Source organism: Rhodococcus sp. 06-418-5 (genome assembly GCF_002258285.1).
Taxonomy (GTDB): Bacteria; Actinomycetota; Actinomycetes; order Mycobacteriales; family Mycobacteriaceae; genus Rhodococcoides.
In genome coordinates this window covers 476,771-494,293 of sequence record NZ_NOYE01000037.1, presented here as the reverse complement: position 1 = coordinate 494,293, position 17,523 = coordinate 476,771, and the positions used below count along the sequence as shown (strand labels likewise).

The 17,523-nt window shown below is 62.9% G+C and carries 17 protein-coding genes; 14 read left to right on the top strand and 3 right to left on the bottom strand.

What is annotated here, in order from left to right:
* Positions 1-113 precede the first annotated feature (113 nt).
* Positions 114-1,529 (top strand): dihydrolipoyl dehydrogenase, encoded by a 1,416-nt coding sequence (lpdA, locus tag CH274_RS27590; protein WP_032393809.1) that lies wholly within the window; start codon positions 114-116, stop codon positions 1,527-1,529.
* A 77-nt stretch (positions 1,530-1,606) separates the two neighbouring features.
* Here the strand turns inward: lpdA and CH274_RS27585 are convergent, their stop codons facing one another.
* Entirely contained in the window at positions 1,607-2,656 is a 1,050-nt protein-coding gene (locus tag CH274_RS27585) for a M48 family metallopeptidase (RefSeq protein WP_094659463.1), read from the bottom strand.
* Between the two features lie 233 nt (positions 2,657-2,889).
* Between CH274_RS27585 and CH274_RS27580 the strand changes: the two genes are divergently transcribed.
* The 9 genes from CH274_RS27580 (at position 2,890) to CH274_RS27540 (ending at position 11,306) form a co-directional block, all read left to right on the top strand.
* Complete coding sequence (locus CH274_RS27580; RefSeq protein WP_094659462.1) at positions 2,890-3,732, top strand: MlaE family ABC transporter permease; 843 nt, start codon at positions 2,890-2,892, stop codon at positions 3,730-3,732.
* 94 nt (positions 3,733-3,826) lie between these two features.
* Positions 3,827-4,606: an ABC transporter permease gene (locus CH274_RS27575; protein WP_094629802.1), complete on the top strand. Its 780-nt coding sequence runs from the start codon at positions 3,827-3,829 to the stop codon at positions 4,604-4,606.
* 2 nt (positions 4,607-4,608) lie between these two features.
* Complete coding sequence (locus tag CH274_RS27570) at positions 4,609-5,646, top strand: MlaD family protein (RefSeq protein ID WP_032393812.1); 1,038 nt, start codon at positions 4,609-4,611, stop codon at positions 5,644-5,646.
* Positions 5,643-6,650, top strand: coding sequence for an MlaD family protein (locus tag CH274_RS27565; RefSeq protein ID WP_032393813.1), 1,008 nt, complete (start codon positions 5,643-5,645; stop codon positions 6,648-6,650). The genes CH274_RS27570 and CH274_RS27565 overlap by 4 nt, the downstream gene beginning before the upstream one ends.
* A complete protein-coding gene (locus CH274_RS27560; RefSeq protein ID WP_045200954.1) occupies positions 6,647-7,657 on the top strand; it encodes an MlaD family protein in 1,011 nt (336 codons plus the stop codon). The genes CH274_RS27565 and CH274_RS27560 overlap by 4 nt, the downstream gene beginning before the upstream one ends.
* Complete coding sequence (locus CH274_RS27555) at positions 7,657-8,766, top strand: MCE family protein (protein ID WP_141214788.1); 1,110 nt, start codon at positions 7,657-7,659, stop codon at positions 8,764-8,766. The genes CH274_RS27560 and CH274_RS27555 overlap by 1 nt, the downstream gene beginning before the upstream one ends.
* Entirely contained in the window at positions 8,757-9,794 is a 1,038-nt protein-coding gene (locus CH274_RS27550; RefSeq protein WP_094659461.1) for an MlaD family protein, read from the top strand. The genes CH274_RS27555 and CH274_RS27550 overlap by 10 nt, the downstream gene beginning before the upstream one ends.
* Entirely contained in the window at positions 9,791-10,735 is a 945-nt protein-coding gene (locus CH274_RS27545; protein WP_094659460.1) for an MlaD family protein, read from the top strand. The genes CH274_RS27550 and CH274_RS27545 overlap by 4 nt, the downstream gene beginning before the upstream one ends.
* A gap of 55 nt (positions 10,736-10,790) precedes the next feature.
* Entirely contained in the window at positions 10,791-11,306 is a 516-nt protein-coding gene (locus tag CH274_RS27540; protein WP_141214787.1) for a hypothetical protein, read from the top strand.
* Positions 11,307-11,313: 7 nt separating this feature from the next.
* Here CH274_RS27540 and CH274_RS27535 read toward each other — a convergent pair whose 3' ends face one another.
* Both CH274_RS27535 and CH274_RS27530 read right to left on the bottom strand, forming a co-directional pair.
* Positions 11,314-12,435, bottom strand: coding sequence for a DUF4873 domain-containing protein (locus tag CH274_RS27535; protein WP_094659459.1), 1,122 nt, complete (start codon positions 12,433-12,435; stop codon positions 11,314-11,316).
* Positions 12,428-13,111, bottom strand: a complete 684-nt coding sequence (locus tag CH274_RS27530) for a TetR/AcrR family transcriptional regulator (RefSeq protein ID WP_256993714.1) — start codon at positions 13,109-13,111, stop codon at positions 12,428-12,430. Before CH274_RS27530 ends, CH274_RS27535 begins: the two co-directional genes overlap by 8 nt.
* A gap of 234 nt (positions 13,112-13,345) precedes the next feature.
* Between CH274_RS27530 and CH274_RS27525 the strand changes: the two genes are divergently transcribed.
* Genes CH274_RS27525 through CH274_RS27510 form a run of 4 tightly spaced genes read left to right on the top strand, consistent with a single transcriptional unit; the run spans position 13,346 to position 17,521 of the window.
* Entirely contained in the window at positions 13,346-14,302 is a 957-nt protein-coding gene (locus tag CH274_RS27525; RefSeq protein WP_373453955.1) for an AurF N-oxygenase family protein, read from the top strand.
* Positions 14,299-15,162, top strand: a complete 864-nt coding sequence (locus CH274_RS27520; protein WP_045198816.1) for a diiron oxygenase — start codon at positions 14,299-14,301, stop codon at positions 15,160-15,162. The genes CH274_RS27525 and CH274_RS27520 overlap by 4 nt, the downstream gene beginning before the upstream one ends.
* Positions 15,159-16,673, top strand: a complete 1,515-nt coding sequence (locus CH274_RS27515) for a flavin-containing monooxygenase (RefSeq protein ID WP_094659613.1) — start codon at positions 15,159-15,161, stop codon at positions 16,671-16,673. Before CH274_RS27520 ends, CH274_RS27515 begins: the two co-directional genes overlap by 4 nt.
* Positions 16,670-17,521 (top strand): SDR family NAD(P)-dependent oxidoreductase, encoded by an 852-nt coding sequence (locus CH274_RS27510; RefSeq protein WP_094659458.1) that lies wholly within the window; start codon positions 16,670-16,672, stop codon positions 17,519-17,521. The genes CH274_RS27515 and CH274_RS27510 overlap by 4 nt, the downstream gene beginning before the upstream one ends.
* Positions 17,522-17,523 lie beyond the last annotated feature (2 nt).

The following is a 17,523-nucleotide window of genomic DNA, read 5'->3' as shown; positions in this document are numbered from 1 at the left end:
CACAGTTCTAGCAGCACTCGGGCCGTCGGGGTGGTCGGCGCTCGCGTGGCTACCGGCTGGTAACGAAGACCAGGTCGAGACAGCGTCGGACGGCACGACTACGCTGGGGACTCGTGACCTCACACTATGACGTCGTTGTCCTCGGAGCCGGTCCCGGTGGGTACGTCGCTGCTATCCGCGCGGCACAACTCGGACTCAGCACTGCCATCATCGAGAAGAAGTACTGGGGCGGTGTGTGCCTGAATGTCGGCTGCATCCCCTCGAAGGCCCTTCTCCGTAACGCCGAGCTGGCGCACCTCTTCACCAAAGAGGCCAAGCTGTTCGGCATCTCGGGTGAAGCCTCCTTCGACTTCGGCGCAGCCTTCGATCGGAGCCGCAAGGTTGCCGACGGCCGCGTCAAGGGCATCCACTTCCTGATGAAGAAGAACAAGATCCCCGAGTACGACGGCAAGGGCACGTTCACCGATGCCAACACCATCGAGGTCGAGCTGACAAAGGGTGGTACCGAGACGATCACGTTCGACAACGCGATCATCGCGACGGGCAGCACCACCAAGCTGCTTCCCGGCACGGAACTGAGCGAGAACGTCGTCACGTACGAAGAGCAGATCATGACGAAGGATCTGCCGGGTTCGATCCTCATCGTCGGTGCCGGCGCGATCGGCATGGAGTTCGGCTACGTCCTCAAGAACTACGGAGTCGACGTCACCATCGTCGAGTTCCTCGATCGCGCGCTCCCCAACGAGGACAAGGACGTCTCGAAGGAAATCGAGAAGCAGTACAAGAAGCTCGGCGTCAAGGTCATCACCGGCGCAGGCGTGCAGAGCATCGACGACGACGGCTCCAAGGTCACCGTCGCGATCAAGCACAACAAGTCCGGCGAGAGCGAGACCTTCACCGTCGACAAGGTGATGCAGTCCGTCGGCTTCGCGCCTCGCGTCGAAGGATTCGGCCTGGAGAAGACCGGCGTCGAGCTCACCGATCGCGGTGCCATCGGCATCACGAACACGATGCAGACCAACGTGCCGCACATCTACGCCATCGGCGACGTCACCGCCAAGCTGCAGCTCGCCCACGTGGCCGAGGCCCAGGCCGTCGTGGCTGCCGAAACCATCGGCGGCGCAGAGACATTGCCGATCGACGACTACCGCATGATGCCGCGTGCGACGTTCTGCCAGCCGCAGGTCGCCAGCTTCGGTCTCACCGAGGACCAGGCCCGCGAGGAGGCTCAGGCCCGCGGGTCCGACATCAAGGTCGCGAACTTCCCGTTCGCCGCCAACGGCAAGGCACACGGACTGGGCGACGCCACCGGCTTCGTCAAGCTCATCGCCGACACCGAGCACGGCGAACTGCTCGGCGGACACCTCATCGGACCGGACGTTTCCGAGCTGCTGCCGGAGCTGACCCTCGCCCAGAAATGGGACCTCACGGTCAACGAACTGGCACGCAACGTGCACACGCACCCGACGCTGTCGGAGGCACTGCAGGAGGCCATCCACGGCCTCGCGGGGCACATGATCAACTTCTGATCCCAGCCGAACGACGACGAGGGCGGCGACCACTTCGGTGGTCGCCGCCCTCGTCGTTCTTGGGTCCTGCTCCGGCGCTACGACTTTCGCCAGTGATCGAAGCGTCCCTTGATGTCCGACGCCACGTCGCCGATTCCGTTGCCGACGGCGTCGACGGCTCCGGTGAAGCCACTTCCGATGTCTCGCACCGTCTTGATCAGCGGGTCCTCGGAGGTGTCGAAGTTGTTCTTGTACGTGCGCGCTGCGTTACGGAACTCCTCCGAGACCTTGGCCTCGTGGTCGGTGGACCTGCGTGGGTAGTCGCCGCGAAGTACGGCCGCGTACTCGCCGTCGTCGACCCACTTCTTCAACTCTGCGGCGCGGAGCACCGAGAACGGGTGCGAGAGGAGTTCGAGATTGAGCAGCTTGAGTACGCCGTCGCGCAGATCTCCGCTGGCCTCGTACTCGGCGGCCTGAGCGAGGAAGGCATCGACGTCGATTTCGCTGATGCGTGCGCCGCCGGCCAGCTTCAATTGCACGCGGATCGCGGTGTGCACGTCCTGTCCGCACAGCAAACCTGCTCTGTCACCGGATAGTTCGGACTTTCGCTGCCATTCCATCAATCCTGCGATGACCGCGCGTAGGGCCCAGCCGCCCACCGGAACCCAGCCGACCGTGCCGGCGAGCCGCATCAGATGCATGAGCACGGTGCGATACACCGCGTGCCCGGACAGCGCGTGGCCCAGCTCGTGACCGACGACGAAACGCTGCTCCTCGTAGGTCATGATGTCGAGCATGCCCGTGGTCAGCACGATGAACGGGCGGTCCATTCCGATGGTGAACGCGTTGACCATCGGTGACTGCACGACGAACAACTCGGGTGTCTCCTCGGCACCGAGAATGTTCACGCAGTCGGTGCGCAGGTCGTTGAGGTCCTTGAACTGGCGCTCGTCGACGCGTACCGCTGTGGCGAGGTACATCAGGCGATGCTGCCGTTCGCGTAGCAGCCCGGACAGCGTGCGCAGAACGGTGTCGAAACCTTTGAGGGTGCGCAGGGTGACCAGCGCAGCTCGATCCGACGGGTGTTCCCACGTGCGAGAAGAGATGTCGGGGAATTCGATGCGGGTGCGATCCGGAGCGCTTGTCAATCTTTTCTCCCAGCGTCGATGAGAATCCAAAGTATCAGTAAAGCGGGGCGAGCGGTCCGTACTGGAGGCGCGCGACGCCCGTACGACGCTGCGCGCACCCGAGCGCTCGGTCGCAACGGAACCTCAGGCAGCCCGGCCGAAGTCTGTGATTTCTCATAGGTCGGTAAGTGAGGAAAACGTCACTTGGTCGACTGCCGGCTGGTACTTTTCGTTTTCGGCGCGGGGGAGTCGCCATGAACACGAGTGTGGGGGGTGGGGAATTGTCGTCGCCGGTATCGACGCTCGCACGCGTCAGCGACGGGGTTTCCGGTGGATTCAGGACGTTCGGCCAGACGTTGGAGCTGGGCGTGCTGGCCTTCGTTCACCTCGTACGTGACATCGCCACGTTGCGGCATCCGTGGCGTGACACCGTCGACCAGGCCTGGTTCGTCGTCACCGTCACGGTCGTCCCCGCGGTACTGGTGTCGATTCCGTTCGGCGTCATCGTCTCCGTGCAGGTCGGCAGTCTCACCGATCAGATCGGCGCGACGTCCATCGCAGGTGCTGCAGGTGGTCTCGGGGTGATCCGCCAAGGGGCACCGATCGTCGCGGCTCTGTTGTTGGGCGGTGCCGCAGGGTCGGCGGTCGCAGCCGATCTGGGGGCGCGCACCATTCGCGACGAGATCGATGCTTTGTCGACGATGGGAATCGACCCGGTGCGCAGGCTCGTCGCGCCACGGCTGGCAGCCATCCTCCTGGTGGCACCGTTTCTGTGCATTCTGATCATCTTCATGGGTCTGGCCGCCGGCTACGCGATCAACGTCGGTTTCCAGAGTGGCACGCCCGGCAGTTACATCAGCTCGTTCGCGAGCTTCGCCTCGGTTGCGGACCTCGTCGTCGCCCTGGTGAAGACCGAGATATTCGGGGTCATCGTCATCGTTGTTGCGTGCCACCGCGGTTTGTCCGCCTCGCACGGTCCTCGCGGGGTGGCCAACGCGGTCAATGCGTCCGTGGTGCTCGGTGTGGTGTCGGCGTTCGCGGTCAACGTCGTGATCACCCAGCTGGTCGCCATGTTCATGCCGCAGAGATTGGGCTGACGTGGCCACTCCTTCTCGATACACAGTGCACGGCACCGCTCATCTGACCCGCGGTGCCAGATATCTCGGACGTAAGCCGTTCGAGGTACTCGAGATGCTGGGCCATCAGCTGACGTTCTGCGTCAAGGTGCTCGTGGCGATACCTCACACGGTTCGTGCCTACCGACGTCAGATGCTGCTGATCCTCAGTGACATCACCTGGGGCAGTGGACGACTGATCGTCGGTGGCGGAACGGTGTCGGTTCTCGTCGTCCTGGGTGTCGCGGTGGGTGCATCCGTGGGAATCGAAGGGTTCAATTCACTGGGCATGGTGGGGATGGAGCCGCTGACGGGCTTCATCTCCGCGTACGCCAGCACTCGTGAGCTCGCCCCGATGATCGCGGCCATCGGGTTCGCGACGCAAGCAGGATGTCGGATGACGGCCGAGATCGGCGCAATGCGGATCTCCGAGGAGATCGACGCCCTCGAAGCTCAGGGAATCCAGTCGATGCCGTTCGTGGTGACCACCCGGGTGATCGCGGGAATCGTCACGATCGTGCCGCTCTATCTCCTGACGCTGATCCTGAGCTACCTGTCGTGCGCGTTCGTGGTCCGGGTCGTCGGTGGACAGTCCTCCGGCACCTACGACCACTACTTCAGTGCCTTTCTGCAACCGATCGACGTGCTGTTCTCCCTGCTCAAGGCTGCTGTGTTCGTCGTGACGATCATTCTGATCCACGGCTACCAGGGGTACTACGCCTCGGGCGGTCCGGAAGGTGTGGGGCGAGCGTCGGGCCGCGCCATCAGAGCCAGCCTCGTCGCGGTGGTGGTGCTGGACATGATCATGACCTTGGTTCTGTGGGGATTCGACTCGGGGATAAGGATTTCGGGGTAGAGATGGCAGTGTTCGATGATCTGACCGGTCGATCGGCCGGTCCTGCAACCCTTCGCATGCGCGGACTGGCGGTTGCTGTCGCCGCTGCCGTTCTCGCCTGCGGCCTCACCGCGTACGCGCGGGGTACCTTCGAGTCGCCCTTCGAACTCACGCTGGACGCGGCGTCGGTCGGCGACGGTCTCACCCCCGGCTCGGAGGTGAAGTTCCGGGGCCTGTCGATCGGCACGGTGGACCACATCGAGACCGTCGGCTTCGGCCATCAGAGGCTGGAACTGGAGATCGACCCGAGCCAGGCGGGCGAGCTGACCGACACCATGCAGGCCCAGTTCTCCTCGTCCAACGTATTCGGTTCCACTGCAATCGAATTGGTATCCGACGGTACCGGCAATCCACTCGCCTCGAATTCGACCCTGGCAGTGTCGAGCGAACTGCGCGGTGCAACGGTGACCGGAGTGTTCCGGCGAGTCGCCGAACTGACCGAGGTGCTCGACTCCGAACAAGTGCAGAACCTTCTCGATCTCATCGCGAACACGTCCGTCGAGGTGAGTCGAAACCTGAAGCCGTACTTCGATACTGCGCAAATGATGGCGAACAATCAGATCGATCCGCTCGCCTGGAAGCTGCACCGAGGGGCGGAACTCGGTGACGGTATCGCCAACTTGATTCCACCTCTTCTCGATCTGGTGGTGGGAGTGGTGGACAAGAGTGCGTACGTCGAAGCGCCCGCCGACAGGGCCAGGACCATCGCGGCCAACGACGGTCTGAGCGATCAGCTGATGGTTCCGGTGGGCGACCTGCTGAAGAAGAACAATCCGAACCTGACTCCGCTTCTGTCGACCGTGCTCGATCTGCTGGTGCCGATCACGGCATCGATCGGCACGTTCGCGCCCAGCTACAACAGGGTCCCGCAGGTGATCGACGGCATTTCCGATGCATTCCCCATCGTCGACGGCAAGCCTCAACTCCAGCTCGACCTGATAGTTCGGACCATGCCCAATCTGGCCGGAGCCGTTGCCGCGCACGAGGAGGCGAACGGGTGAAGAAGGTAACCGGACCTGTGCTCAAATTGCTCGTCTTCTTCACGGTGACCGCGGTGTGCGCCGTGATCATCGTGGCTGCACTCCGTACCCCGGTCGGTGGTCCGCTGTCGTCGTACGGCGCGGAGTTCGACGACGTATCGGGTCTGTACGTGGGCGACGATGTGCGCATGTCCGGGGTACAGATCGGCAAGGTCTCCTCGGTCGACCTCGACGGAGGCATTGCGCGCGTCGGATTCGAAATCGAGGACAGGCGACCGATTTTCGCGAACACTCAGGCAGCTGTCCGCTACCAGAACCTTCTCGGCCAGCGTTACGTCGAGTTGATCCAGAAGGATGCGGCTACCGGTGCTCCCCTGGCGTCGGGTGAGACGATCCCGGTGGATCGCACGATCCCGTCGTTCGATATTTCCACGCTGTTCAACGGATTCAAACCGATCTTCGACACGCTCGACACCGCACAGCTCAATCAGTTCACCGAGAACATTCTGCGCATGGTGCAGGGCGACGGGTCCGGCCTGGGTCCGGTGCTCCGCGACGTGGACCGCATCACCCAGTTCGCGGTTCAACGGGAGTCGATCATCGGCCTGCTCATCGACAATCTCGGCCAGATCTCGGATTCGATCGGCGGCCAGTCCTCCTCCGTAGCCGACCTGCTCGAACAACTACACGGTCTCGTGTCCAAGCTCAGTACACAGATGGACGGGGTCTTGGCCTCGTTGGATCAGGCGAACTACGGGCTCACACCGTTGGTCGGTTTGATGGAGGGACTGGAAAGCGCGTACGACAACAGTTATGCGCCGGTCGACGGAGCGCTGCGGCGAATGCTTCCGCAGACGGAACAGGTGACCGAGATGCTCGCCCTTGCCCCCGCATTGTTGACCGGCCTCAACGCGAGTATTCCCGCGCCGGGTGCCAAGACCTACACGTGTAGTCAGGGCCAACAAGATATCCCGGGGATCGGGCAGATCGTGCTCGGCGGACAGAATTTGGTGGTGTGTCGATGAAACGCGTGCTGCGCCGGGGCGTTCGTGACGAGCAGTCGGAGAACAAGACACATTTCTTCTGGGGTGCAGTCGGTGTCGCCTTCTCCTTGGTACTCCTCCTCGTCGCGGCCGTTCTGTACACGGTTCCGTTCGGCGATCGCACCTACACCGCCGAGTTCGGCTCGGCCGCAGGGGTGAAGCCCGGTGACGAAATCAGGATCGCCGGAATTCCCGTCGGCTCCGTGCGCTCGGTCGAGCTCGCGGGCGATCACGTCGATGTCGAATTCAGTGTTCGATCGGACGTTTTCGTGGGGGACGCATCGACGCTGACGGTCAAGTTGCTCACGCCGATCGGCGGTCATTACGTGATGCTCAGCTCTCATGGCGACGGCGCGCTCGACTCGGCACCGATTCCGTCGGAGCGGGTCGCGCTTCCGTACGAGCTGTCCGACGCGATCCAGCAGGCAACTCCGTTGGTCCGCGATATCGACGGACCGACGTTGCGACAGACCGTGGCAGAACTGGACCGGGCAGTGAGTACGCAGCCGCAGTCGACCCGTGCCATCGTGGACAATCTGTCTTCGCTCACCGACGTCATCGCGACCCGCTCCGAACAGCTCGAACGTGGGCTCGTGGTGTCGGACGAGTACGTCGGCGCGTTGGCAGCCGATCGAGTGATGCTCGTGGAGCTGGTTCACGAACTCGGCACCTTGACAAAGGGATTCGGAGACAAGCGCGCAGAAGTGGTCAATGCCTTCGACCTGCTCGGGCGGATGTTCAAGCTCTTCCATCGGCCTGTGGTCGCATTCGAGAAGGGGCTAGAGCCGTCGATCGTCCAGCTCGAGGAGATCACACAGAAGCTCTTCGCGCAGTTGGGTGATTTCGACGGGGCGATCACGACCATGAAGCAGAGTACGGACGGTCTCGCCGCACTGATCGGGGGCGGTCAAGGTCCGGTGATCGATCAGTCGCAGGACACGGTCGTCGGTGTCGGTGTCTGCATTCCGCTGCCGGGGAAGGCGTGCTGATGAGGCGCAGAATCGTGAAGGTCGCTGTGGCAGCGGCTGTGGTGATCACTCTCGTCGGTTCCGTCGCGTCGGCGACCGCCGTCATCGATTCCGGGGCGAGCAGCTCGTCGGTGTGCGCCGAGTTCACCGATACGGTCGGGTTGTACGAGGGCAATTCGGTCATGATGTTGGGTGTGGTCGTCGGGACGGTGACGCACATCGAGAACACCGACGCCTCCGTGATGGTCACGATGGATGTCGACGACAGCCTCGTGTTGCCTGCGGAAGTCGGTGCCGTGACACTGTCCAGTTCGATCGTCACCGACCGGCACGTGGAATTCACCGAGCCCTACACCGGCGGCGCCGAATTCGATCGCGCGCAGTGCATTCCGTTGGAGCGCACCAGAACTCCGTTGGGAATCAGCGATACTCTCGATGCCGTATCGGGCCTCACTGCTGATCTGCTGGGCCCGGCCGACGCCGACGGCAAGCACGACGAAGTCCTGGGTGACACACTTCGTTCGGTCGACGGTTCGCTCCGTGGGTCCGGTGCCCAGCTGAACGAGAGCCTCCAGCAGTTGGCCCAGCTGGTCGGCGATCCGGCCGACCGAGACACCACCGTGCGACGCCTGATCGACAATCTCGACGGCCTGATCGACACGTTCGTGGTGAGCTGGCCCGAGGTGGCGAAGCTACTCGACAACCTGAAGCGGGGAATGATCACGCTGTCGGAGTTCACCCAGTCGTTCGGGACCACGGTCGCTTTGACCACCGAATTCATGCCGCCACTCGCGCGCAACGTCGCGAAGTACGACGACAAGGTCTACGCATTTCTCGACCAGGCGGCCCCTGTGGTCGACGTCCTGCTCGGGCGAGTGGGCGATATCAAGGACATTCTCGAGCAGGTGCCGACCGTAGGGCAGAACCTGATGACGATGTACGACAACGATTCCAAGAGCGGGCGCCTGATCTATCACCCGCCACAGTTCGAGATCGACACCAACTCGCCGAACGAGGTCTGCGCTCTGCTCAACAAGTACCGCCCGACGTGTTCGGCCGATCAGCAACGAGGCGATGTCATCGACGTGGGATTGGTGCAGCTGGTACTCGGTTCGGCGGGATGGCGATGAGGCGCGCGGTGATCGGGCTGTGCTGTGTCGCAGCCCTGTCGGCGTGCAGCGTCGACCCAGCGGAGCTGCCGATTCCGGGAAGTTATGTGTCGGGTGACAAATACACTCTGCGAATCGAGTTCGCGAGTGTCCTGAATCTGCCGGAGAAGGCCAAGGTCATCGTCGAGGGTGTCGATGCGGGCGTTCTCGACCGAGTAGACCTCGTCGGTTCGACCGCTGTCGCGACCGTCGATCTGTCGGCCGATGTTCAGCTGCCGACCGATACCGTCGCCGAGCTTCGACAGTCGTCGATCCTGGGCGAGATCTACATCTCGCTGCAACCGCCGTCCGACGTGAACGCGAGTGCGGGTTCGAGTTCGAGCGGGCCTTATCTTCGCGACGGTGACGTTATTCCCATGGAGCGGACGGTACCGGCAGACAACGTCGAGGACGTGCTGCGAGGATTGTCGAACATCGTGACCGGCGGTCACTATGTGGAACTGCAGGAGGCGGTGAACAACGTCAATGCGGCCATTCCTCCGGACCCTGCCCAGGTCGACAAGATCAATTCCGCCGCTCGGGCTGCGCTGACCGACATCGGCGACAACACCGGCGAGATCGATCGGATACTCGCGGCGGCGGAGAGTGTGTCGAATACCGTTGTGACGCAACGTGACGGCGTCGAGCGTGTTCTCGAGCTGGGCCCGAGACGATCGGACGGGTTGTCCGAGGTCCTGTTCAGCGTCGTACACATGATCTTCATGCTGGGATACATGTCGCAGAACGTCGGTGACGTTCTCGCCGGCCCGTATCCGGAACTCAGAGGTGCCATCGACATCATCGCGCCTGCATTGATCACGATCTCGAACGCAGACACCACGGTGCCCATGAACATGGAGAAAGCGAACACCCTCTTGCGCGAGCGCCTCATCCCGTACTTCGAGTCCACTCCGAACATTGCGGTGCGGTCGGTGTCGACCGATCAGGGGGCCGGCGCATTGGCCGACGACATGATCGGGATCCTGCGCGGCATCGGTATCGTCCGATGAAGCGGGGAACACTCGTCTCCCTCGTGGCACTGACGGCCATGACCGTTGCGAGCATCGGGTACCTGGTCGTTGGCGTGCTCGACGTGAACCCGACCAGAACGATCGATCGTGTCGTGGTGCACATGGAATCCTCCGGCGGGCTGATGGATACCTCGCAGGTCACCTCGAGAGGCATCAAGGTGGGCCGGGTCGAGTCCATCGCGGTGGTGCCGGGCGGCCTCGACGTCACACTCGCGCTCGACGCCGCGAACCGTATACCGACCGACTCCGAGGTCGTGGTGGCGAACCTGTCCGCAGCAGGCGAGCAGTTCCTCGACCTTCGGCCTCGAAGCGTCGGAGGGCCGTATCTCACGGACGGAGATGTCCTCGGCAGCGATCACGTACGCCCGTCGGTCACCGTCAGCGAGGCCCTCAGCCTGGGTGATTCGCTCGCCTCGCAACTCGATACGAATGCCTTGAGGGGTTTGACCGATACCGCGTCGGCAGCCGTCGAAGGCCGTGGTTCGGATATCGATCGTCTCGTGGAGGCATTCCGATTCCTCGCAGCGACGTTGCGGGACAAGAGCGGAGAGATTCGTCGCCTGTACGACAATGCGCAACAAGGTGGGCGCCTCGCCTACGGATACGGTCCGGTGATGACCGACGCGGCACCGTGGGTCGGCGCGACGGGTTCGGGTGTGGCAAACCTGCTCGAGGGCTTCAACGACTACTCGTACGTCGGCGCGGACGTCTGGGACGATCCGCTCGGCAAGATCGGGCCGAAGATCGATCAGTACCTCACACCGCTGTCGCCCGACCTCGCACTGATAGCGACACTGCTCAAGCCGTACACCGCACCGATCAAGCCGATGCGGATCGACGCAGGCTCGATCGTCGACGTGATGCAGACCGTCTTCCCTCCCGGCGGGCCGGCGAGGCTTTCCGTAGAAATTCCGAATTGATTGGAGTGACCCCCTCATGGTCGAAGTAGAAGAATCCCGGACCGAGGAAGCACCGGTGTCCGCCGAGACCCCCCGACGTCGCCGCATTCGGTGGTCCGTGGTCGCTGCCGCGGTACCGGGCATCGCGCTCGCGGCGGTGTTCGGAGTGCTGTGGCATTCCGCAGCAGGCGATCTGGCCGACGAGCGTGCGCACGATCAGGATCGACAGATGGCGTTGAACACCGCCACCGACTACACGGCGCGGTCGCTGACCTACGACTACCGCAACCTCGACGCGTTCTTCGACGGCGTCGACCAGGGCGCATCGCAGTCCCTGCAGGATCGCTACAGCGGAGTTCGTGAGGCCCTCACTGCCATCATGAACGAGTCCCAGGTGGTCGCCAACGGCGAGGTACTCTCTGCCGCAATCGATTCCGAGTCCGGAGGCGAGTACAAAGTGGCGGTGTTCGCGCAGCAGACCACGCAGAACGTGCAGCAACCGGACCCCGGCAAGGTGCCCAACCTCCTGCTCGTGACGGTCACCGAGCAGGACGGTCAGTGGATCGTCAGCGACTACGGCCCCAAGACCTGACCCGGGGTCAGGAAGCGTTCGTGGCGCTGACGAACTGGGCGAGCCCGCGCACCTCCTGTTCGATTTCGGTCATCCCACATGCCTCGAAGATCGACGTGAACTGCTCCTTCTCGAACATGCGGACCCCGATACGCCCCGACGCTGCACCCACCACCGACCGCACCGGAGCGGTCTCACGGCCGTAGCTCGTCATGATCGCGATTCGACCACCCGGCCGGAGCACCCGGACGAGTTCGTCGACCACGGTCAGCGGGTTCGGGATCAGGTACAGGGCGGCGAAGCAGCACACGGCGTCGAAGGTGTTGTCGGCGAACGGTAGTGACTGCGCATCACCGCGCATGTACGCGGCGTGGGGCCCGCGGTTGTCTCGAACGGCGCGGCGAATCATCTGCCCCGAGATGTCGAATCCGATGGCGATGCCGTCTCCGCTCAGGTGCTCCGACAGGTTCCTGGTGAAGTTTCCCGGTCCCGATGCCACGTCCAGCACCGTCATGTCGCCGGTCAGTCGCAGGTCCGAGGCGGCCTTGGCACGTTCGGCGGACATGGACAGGCCACCGACCCCCATCATGGCGATACCGGCGGGCCGCCAGAGCTTTTCGTAGATCGAGGCAACCAGGCGATTGTTCATCGCCTTGCTCGCGGTGGTCGGTGACGGCGCAGGCGTACCGCCGAGCAGTTCCACGTAGCCCTCGGTCGTGTCCGCGCTCGCGCGGAATTCGGGTTCGAGCAGTGCCGCAGCTCGGCCGAGCGCTCGGTCTTCGGCAGAGGGTGTGATTGCAGTGGGTGTGATTGCGGTCGGTGTGTCGTCCGGATCGTCATCCGGTTCGAGCGGGTAGGGCGGATTTCCCTTGCCCTGCAGCCGGTATCGACCCCAGAAGTCCACGTCGCCCACCGTGACGGACGCAGTGCCGCTGTCGGTGCTCAGCAGGCCCTTGCGGCTACTGGCCGCGGCCTCCATGAACTCCTGCAGTTCTTCGTGTGGGCGGACGCGTCCGTACCAACGGAATATGCCGTCGATGGGTTGGGAATGTCCGCGCAGATCGATTTCGACGTCGAATTCGGCCGGAGGAGCTTCGAAGGCAAGAGTCGCCGGGCCGCGGTAATCGGGCTTACCGGATAGGTCACTCACAGGTCAGTTCCTCCTCGTCGCGAACGAACGCGACGTGCATGGGTTGATCGGATTCGATACGAACTCCGAGGAGTGCGCACGCGGACTCGACGAGTCCGCGCACGATGGCGGCCAGATGGGCGGTGAATTGGTCGATCGTCATGGCGGGTTCGTGATCGTCGGAGCTGCCGAGCCACCAGTCCGTCGCGGTCGCCACCGCGCCGAACGTCGAATAGGAAACCATCTCGACGGTCGAATCGTCCACTGCTGGTTCCTGTATGGCGTTGGCCAACAATTGCGCAACGGTGTTCGATGCGGCACGAGCCGAATCCAGGGCCGGGTCGCCCGCAGAGCCGCCCGTGGTCCGACGGTCGCCGGTCCGAGCCAAGAAGTGGCCGTGCACGAGAAACCGAAACAGATTGGGGTGTTCGGTGACCACTGCCGCGTAACCGGCAATGCCGTGATCGATCAGATCGGCGACCGAATCCTCGAAGAGGTTGACGGTGCTCATGATTCGATCCCACAGCATGTCCTGGACGTGCTGGACTATCGCCGCATGCAGATCGGATCGGTCGGCGAAATGCCGATACAGCTTGGGCTTGGCCGTGCCGGCGGCTTTCGCGATATCGCCCATGCTCACGTTGGGACCGTGTACGTCGATCGCGATCAGCGCAGCGGCGACCAAGTCTCGTCGCACCTGAAGTCGGTGCTCGCGCCACCGTTCGGTGCGTGCATCGATCTTCTTGCAATGGGACGAGGGTCGACCATCTTCGGGGTTGACACGTCCGGTGACTCGAACCACACTGAATACATTACCTACTACCGCCGGTACTGGCTACCGCGAGTTCGGTTCGAGAAGTCGCGGGGGCGTCATCGATCGCGAGGGGGATCGGTTGTGAAGCGTGCAATTGTCGATGAACGGGGGAGTGGCGTGGGGGCGTCGGGACGCACGGTGCTGGCCACCGAAGACTTGGCCGCCACTCGGGCCCGGACGGTCGGGCCTCGTGACAAGACGGCCCGTCGTCTGCTGAAGTCGACAGCCAACAAGTTCTACGACGGCGAGGTCGACATCGATTGGGATGCGCCGATGGTCGACGGTATGCGCTGGATGCCCGAGCACCGAATCTCGCTGTACCGAACCAAGTTGTGGGACAAACTGACCGAAGAACAGCGTCGCGAACTGGGACGGCACGAGATCGTCAGCATTCTGTCGTTCGGGATCTACGCCGAGGGCATTCTCAGTGCGAACCTGCTCCGGGTGTTCGGCAAGGGCACGTTCTCCGATCATTCGATGTACTCGATAGCCGAGGTCGGCGAGGAATCACGGCACTCGATCATGTTCGGCAAGCTCATCGAGAAGACCGGCTTGAAGCCGTACACGATGCCCAAAGCGGGTCTGCTGGTCTCGAAGATCGCGCAGTTCCTTCCGCTCGGTCCTGCCTCCTACGGCGGGACGCTCCTCATCGAGGAGGTTCTCGATCGTGCGCAGCGAGAGGCGCAGAACGATCCGGAGATGCAGCCTCACCTGCGCCAGATGATGCGAATCCACGTAATCGAGGAATCTCGGCACATCACGTACGCCCGCGAGGAAATGGTGCGGTCGATGCAGGCGACGAACCGGATCAATCGCGCGATCCATCGGGTGATCCTGGCGACCGTTGCCAACTTCACGTACATCGCACTGATCAATCCCCGGGTGTACCGATCGGTCGGAATCAATCCGATTCGTGGGATCGTGACCGCGATGGCGAGTCCCACCTACAAGACCAACATGCAGTTCTTCTCCGAACCGATGATCCGTTTCTTCGCCGAGGCCGGCATGTGCGAGGGCGTGGTGACCAGTCGCCTGTGGAAGATGACCCGTGCCATGCCGGACGATCTGGCATGACCGCACGCTCATCCGCTGTACAGTACGATCCGCATGTCGACATAGATTGGGAATCGTCCTGGGGCAGCGATGAATTCGCGCTTCCCCTCGAATCCGTGACCCTGTACGGAACACGCCGGTGGGAGAGGCTGTCCGACGAGAGTCGTCGCACCCTTGCTCTACACGAGGCAGTGAGCAGATGGAGCACCGTCGCGTACCTGACCGCGATGTTGACCGGGAATCAGCTCAGGCGCGTAGCGGAGGACGGTCTCAACACCGAGGCATGTCGCAATGCTCTCGAGGAGGTGGCCGGAAGTTCGCGCACCACGATCACCTTCGGGCGACTCGTTCGTGCCACGGCTCTCCCACCGTACAGGCCCCCGAGGGGAACGACGACGGCCGTCAAACTGCTGGGATTCCTGCCTCTGGGTGCGGCGTCGCATGCGTCGATCCTGCTGGTCGAAGAGACCTTCGCGCGGTCGATGCAGGGCGCGGTGACCGACCCGGGTATCGAAACCCATGTTCGCCAGGCCGTGAAATTGCATCGACTCGAGAGTGTCGGCCGTTTCGCTTCCGCTCGATCGGAAGTGCTTGCGGCCCAGCAGGGATCGAATAGAATCGTCCGTGCGTACAACCGATTTCTGCTGGCTATTCTTGCGAACGCGATTCTCCGTCTCGGTGTCTCGTTCGAGGTGTACCGAGCCGTCGGGATGAGTCCGCTTCGTGGTGCGCTCGCGTCCCGTCACCGGCGGGCCGCGCTCAGACGGCGGGATGCCGCCAGTGCCGTCGCGTTCTTCGAGTCGGCCGGGTTGCTCGAGGGGACGATCACCGCTGTGTTGTGGAGGATGACCGGCGTCGTGCCCTCGGAGGATCGGCGATGACGGTCCATCACACCGGGGTTCTGGTCATCGGCAGTGGCTTCTCCGGGTTGGGGATGGCGATCTCGCTCCGCACCCGCGGTCGCGACGACTTCCTCGTTCTGGAGAAGGCACAGTCCGTCGGGGGCACCTGGCGAGACAACACCTATCCGGGTTGCGCGTGCGACGTCCCCTCGCACATGTATTCGTACTCGTTCGAGCCCAACCCCGAGTGGTCGCAGATGTGGTCTGCCCAACCGGAGATCCTGAGCTATCTACAACAGCTCTCGGTCAAGTATCGCCTGGACGACAACATTCGATTCGGTGTCGAGTGCGACGGTGGCTTCTGGGACGAGAACGAGCACCGATGGCACATCACGACGACGAACGGTGACGAATACGTCGCTCAGTTCATCGTCTCCGGCATCGGAGCGCTGCACGTTCCCAACACTCCGGAGCTGCCGGGCATCGAGTCGTTCACGGGCACGGCCTTTCACTCGGCGCGGTGGGATCACGAGGTGGATCTGACCGACAAGAAAGTGGCGGTCATCGGAACCGGTGCGAGCGCAGTGCAGTTCGTCCCGCAGATCGCAGAGACCGTCGGCGAACTGCACCTGTATCAACGATCTCCCGCGTGGGTACTCCCGAGGCGGAATTTCGACATCCCGACCGGTCTCCGACGGCTCTTTCGTCGATCGGCGCTGGCGCGCAAGGTGTTCCGAAATTCGATCTACTGGTCTGCGGAGTCTCTCGCGATAGGCCTCAACGGGCATTCCAATCTCCTGCGTCCGGTCGAGGCAGCTGCACGCAGGTTCATCGAGCGAGAGGTATCGGATCCGGAGCTGCGCAAGAAATTGACCCCGAACTATCGCATCGGGTGCAAGCGATTGCTCGGATCCAACACGTATTACCGGGCGTTGACTCGGCCCGACACGGACGTGATCACCGACTCGATCGCGGAGGTACGCGAACGGTCGATCGTCGCCGCAGACGGGACCGAACGCGAGGTGGACGTCATCATCTACGCCACCGGTTTCCATGTCACCGACGGGTTCGACGGTCTGAACGTGGCCGGTATCGGTGGCCGGAAGCTGGTGCAGCACTGGCAAGAACACGGAATCGAGACTCATCTGGGAATCGTGGCCGCGGGATACCCCAACGCATTCTTCCTGCTCGGTCCCAACACCGGGCTCGGGCACAACTCCGTGGTGTTCATGATCGAACAACAGATCCGGTACGCCCTCTCGGTGATGGACTTCGTCCGGTCCAGTGCCGCCGACGCGGTGACGGTTCGGCAGCAGACACAGGATCGCTTCAACGCCGAGATCCAGGCGAAGCTGAACAAGGGCGTATGGAGCACGGGCGGCTGCACCAGTTGGTACCTCGATTCGCACGGTGCCAACCGGACGGTGTGGCCCGGATTCACCTGGCAGTACTGGCTTCGCACAAGGAAATTCGATCCGGCACAGTACGAATTCCTGCTCCCGACCGGAGCAGGAACCGACAGCGAGAATGTGGAAGAAGTGCGTATATGAAGAATTTCGAGAACAAGGTCGCCGTCGTGTCCGGTGCCGGTTCGGGGATCGGTCGCGCCCTCGCGCTCGATCTGGCGGAGCGTGGAGCGCAGCTTGCGCTGTCCGATATCGACGGCGAAGGACTCGGCGAAACCCTCGTTCTGTGCGAGAAGGTCGGAGCCCGCACGGTGACGTACGAGCTGGACGTGTCGGACCGGTCCGCCGTCCACACGCACGCGGATGCAGTGCTGAGCGAATTCGGACGCGTCAATTTCGTCGCCAACAATGCCGGCGTCGCGTTGGGTGCCGATGTGGTCGACATGACCTGGGACGATTTCGAGTGGGTCATGAACATCGACTTCTGGGGAGTTGCCAACGGTACCAAGGCTTTTCTGCCTGCCCTGATCGAGTCGGGTGAGGGTCACCTCGTCAACGTCTCCAGCGTGTTCGGCCTGATGGGCATTCCAGGTCAGAGTGCCTACAATTCCGCGAAATTTGCCGTTCGGGGATTCACCGAGGCATTGCGTCAGGAAATGAAGATCGCTCGACACCCCGTCGGAGTGACGTGCGTGCATCCGGGCGGCATCAAGACCAACATCGTGGCCAACGCCCGCGGAATGGACGACCTCGGCACACCCGACGAAGCCTCGCGTCGATTCCAACAGATCGCGCTGACCACACCGACGAGGGCCGCCAAGGTGATCCTCGCGGGAGTGGAGAAGAACAAGCCGCGAGTTCTGATCGGCCCCGACGCCCGCGTTTTCGATCTGATTCCGCGACTCGTCGGTCCGCGGTATCAAGACATTCTGGCCCCGCTCGGTCGGCTCGGCCGGTCGGCGGGAAACAAGCGCGCCGGGGTGACGAAGTAGCT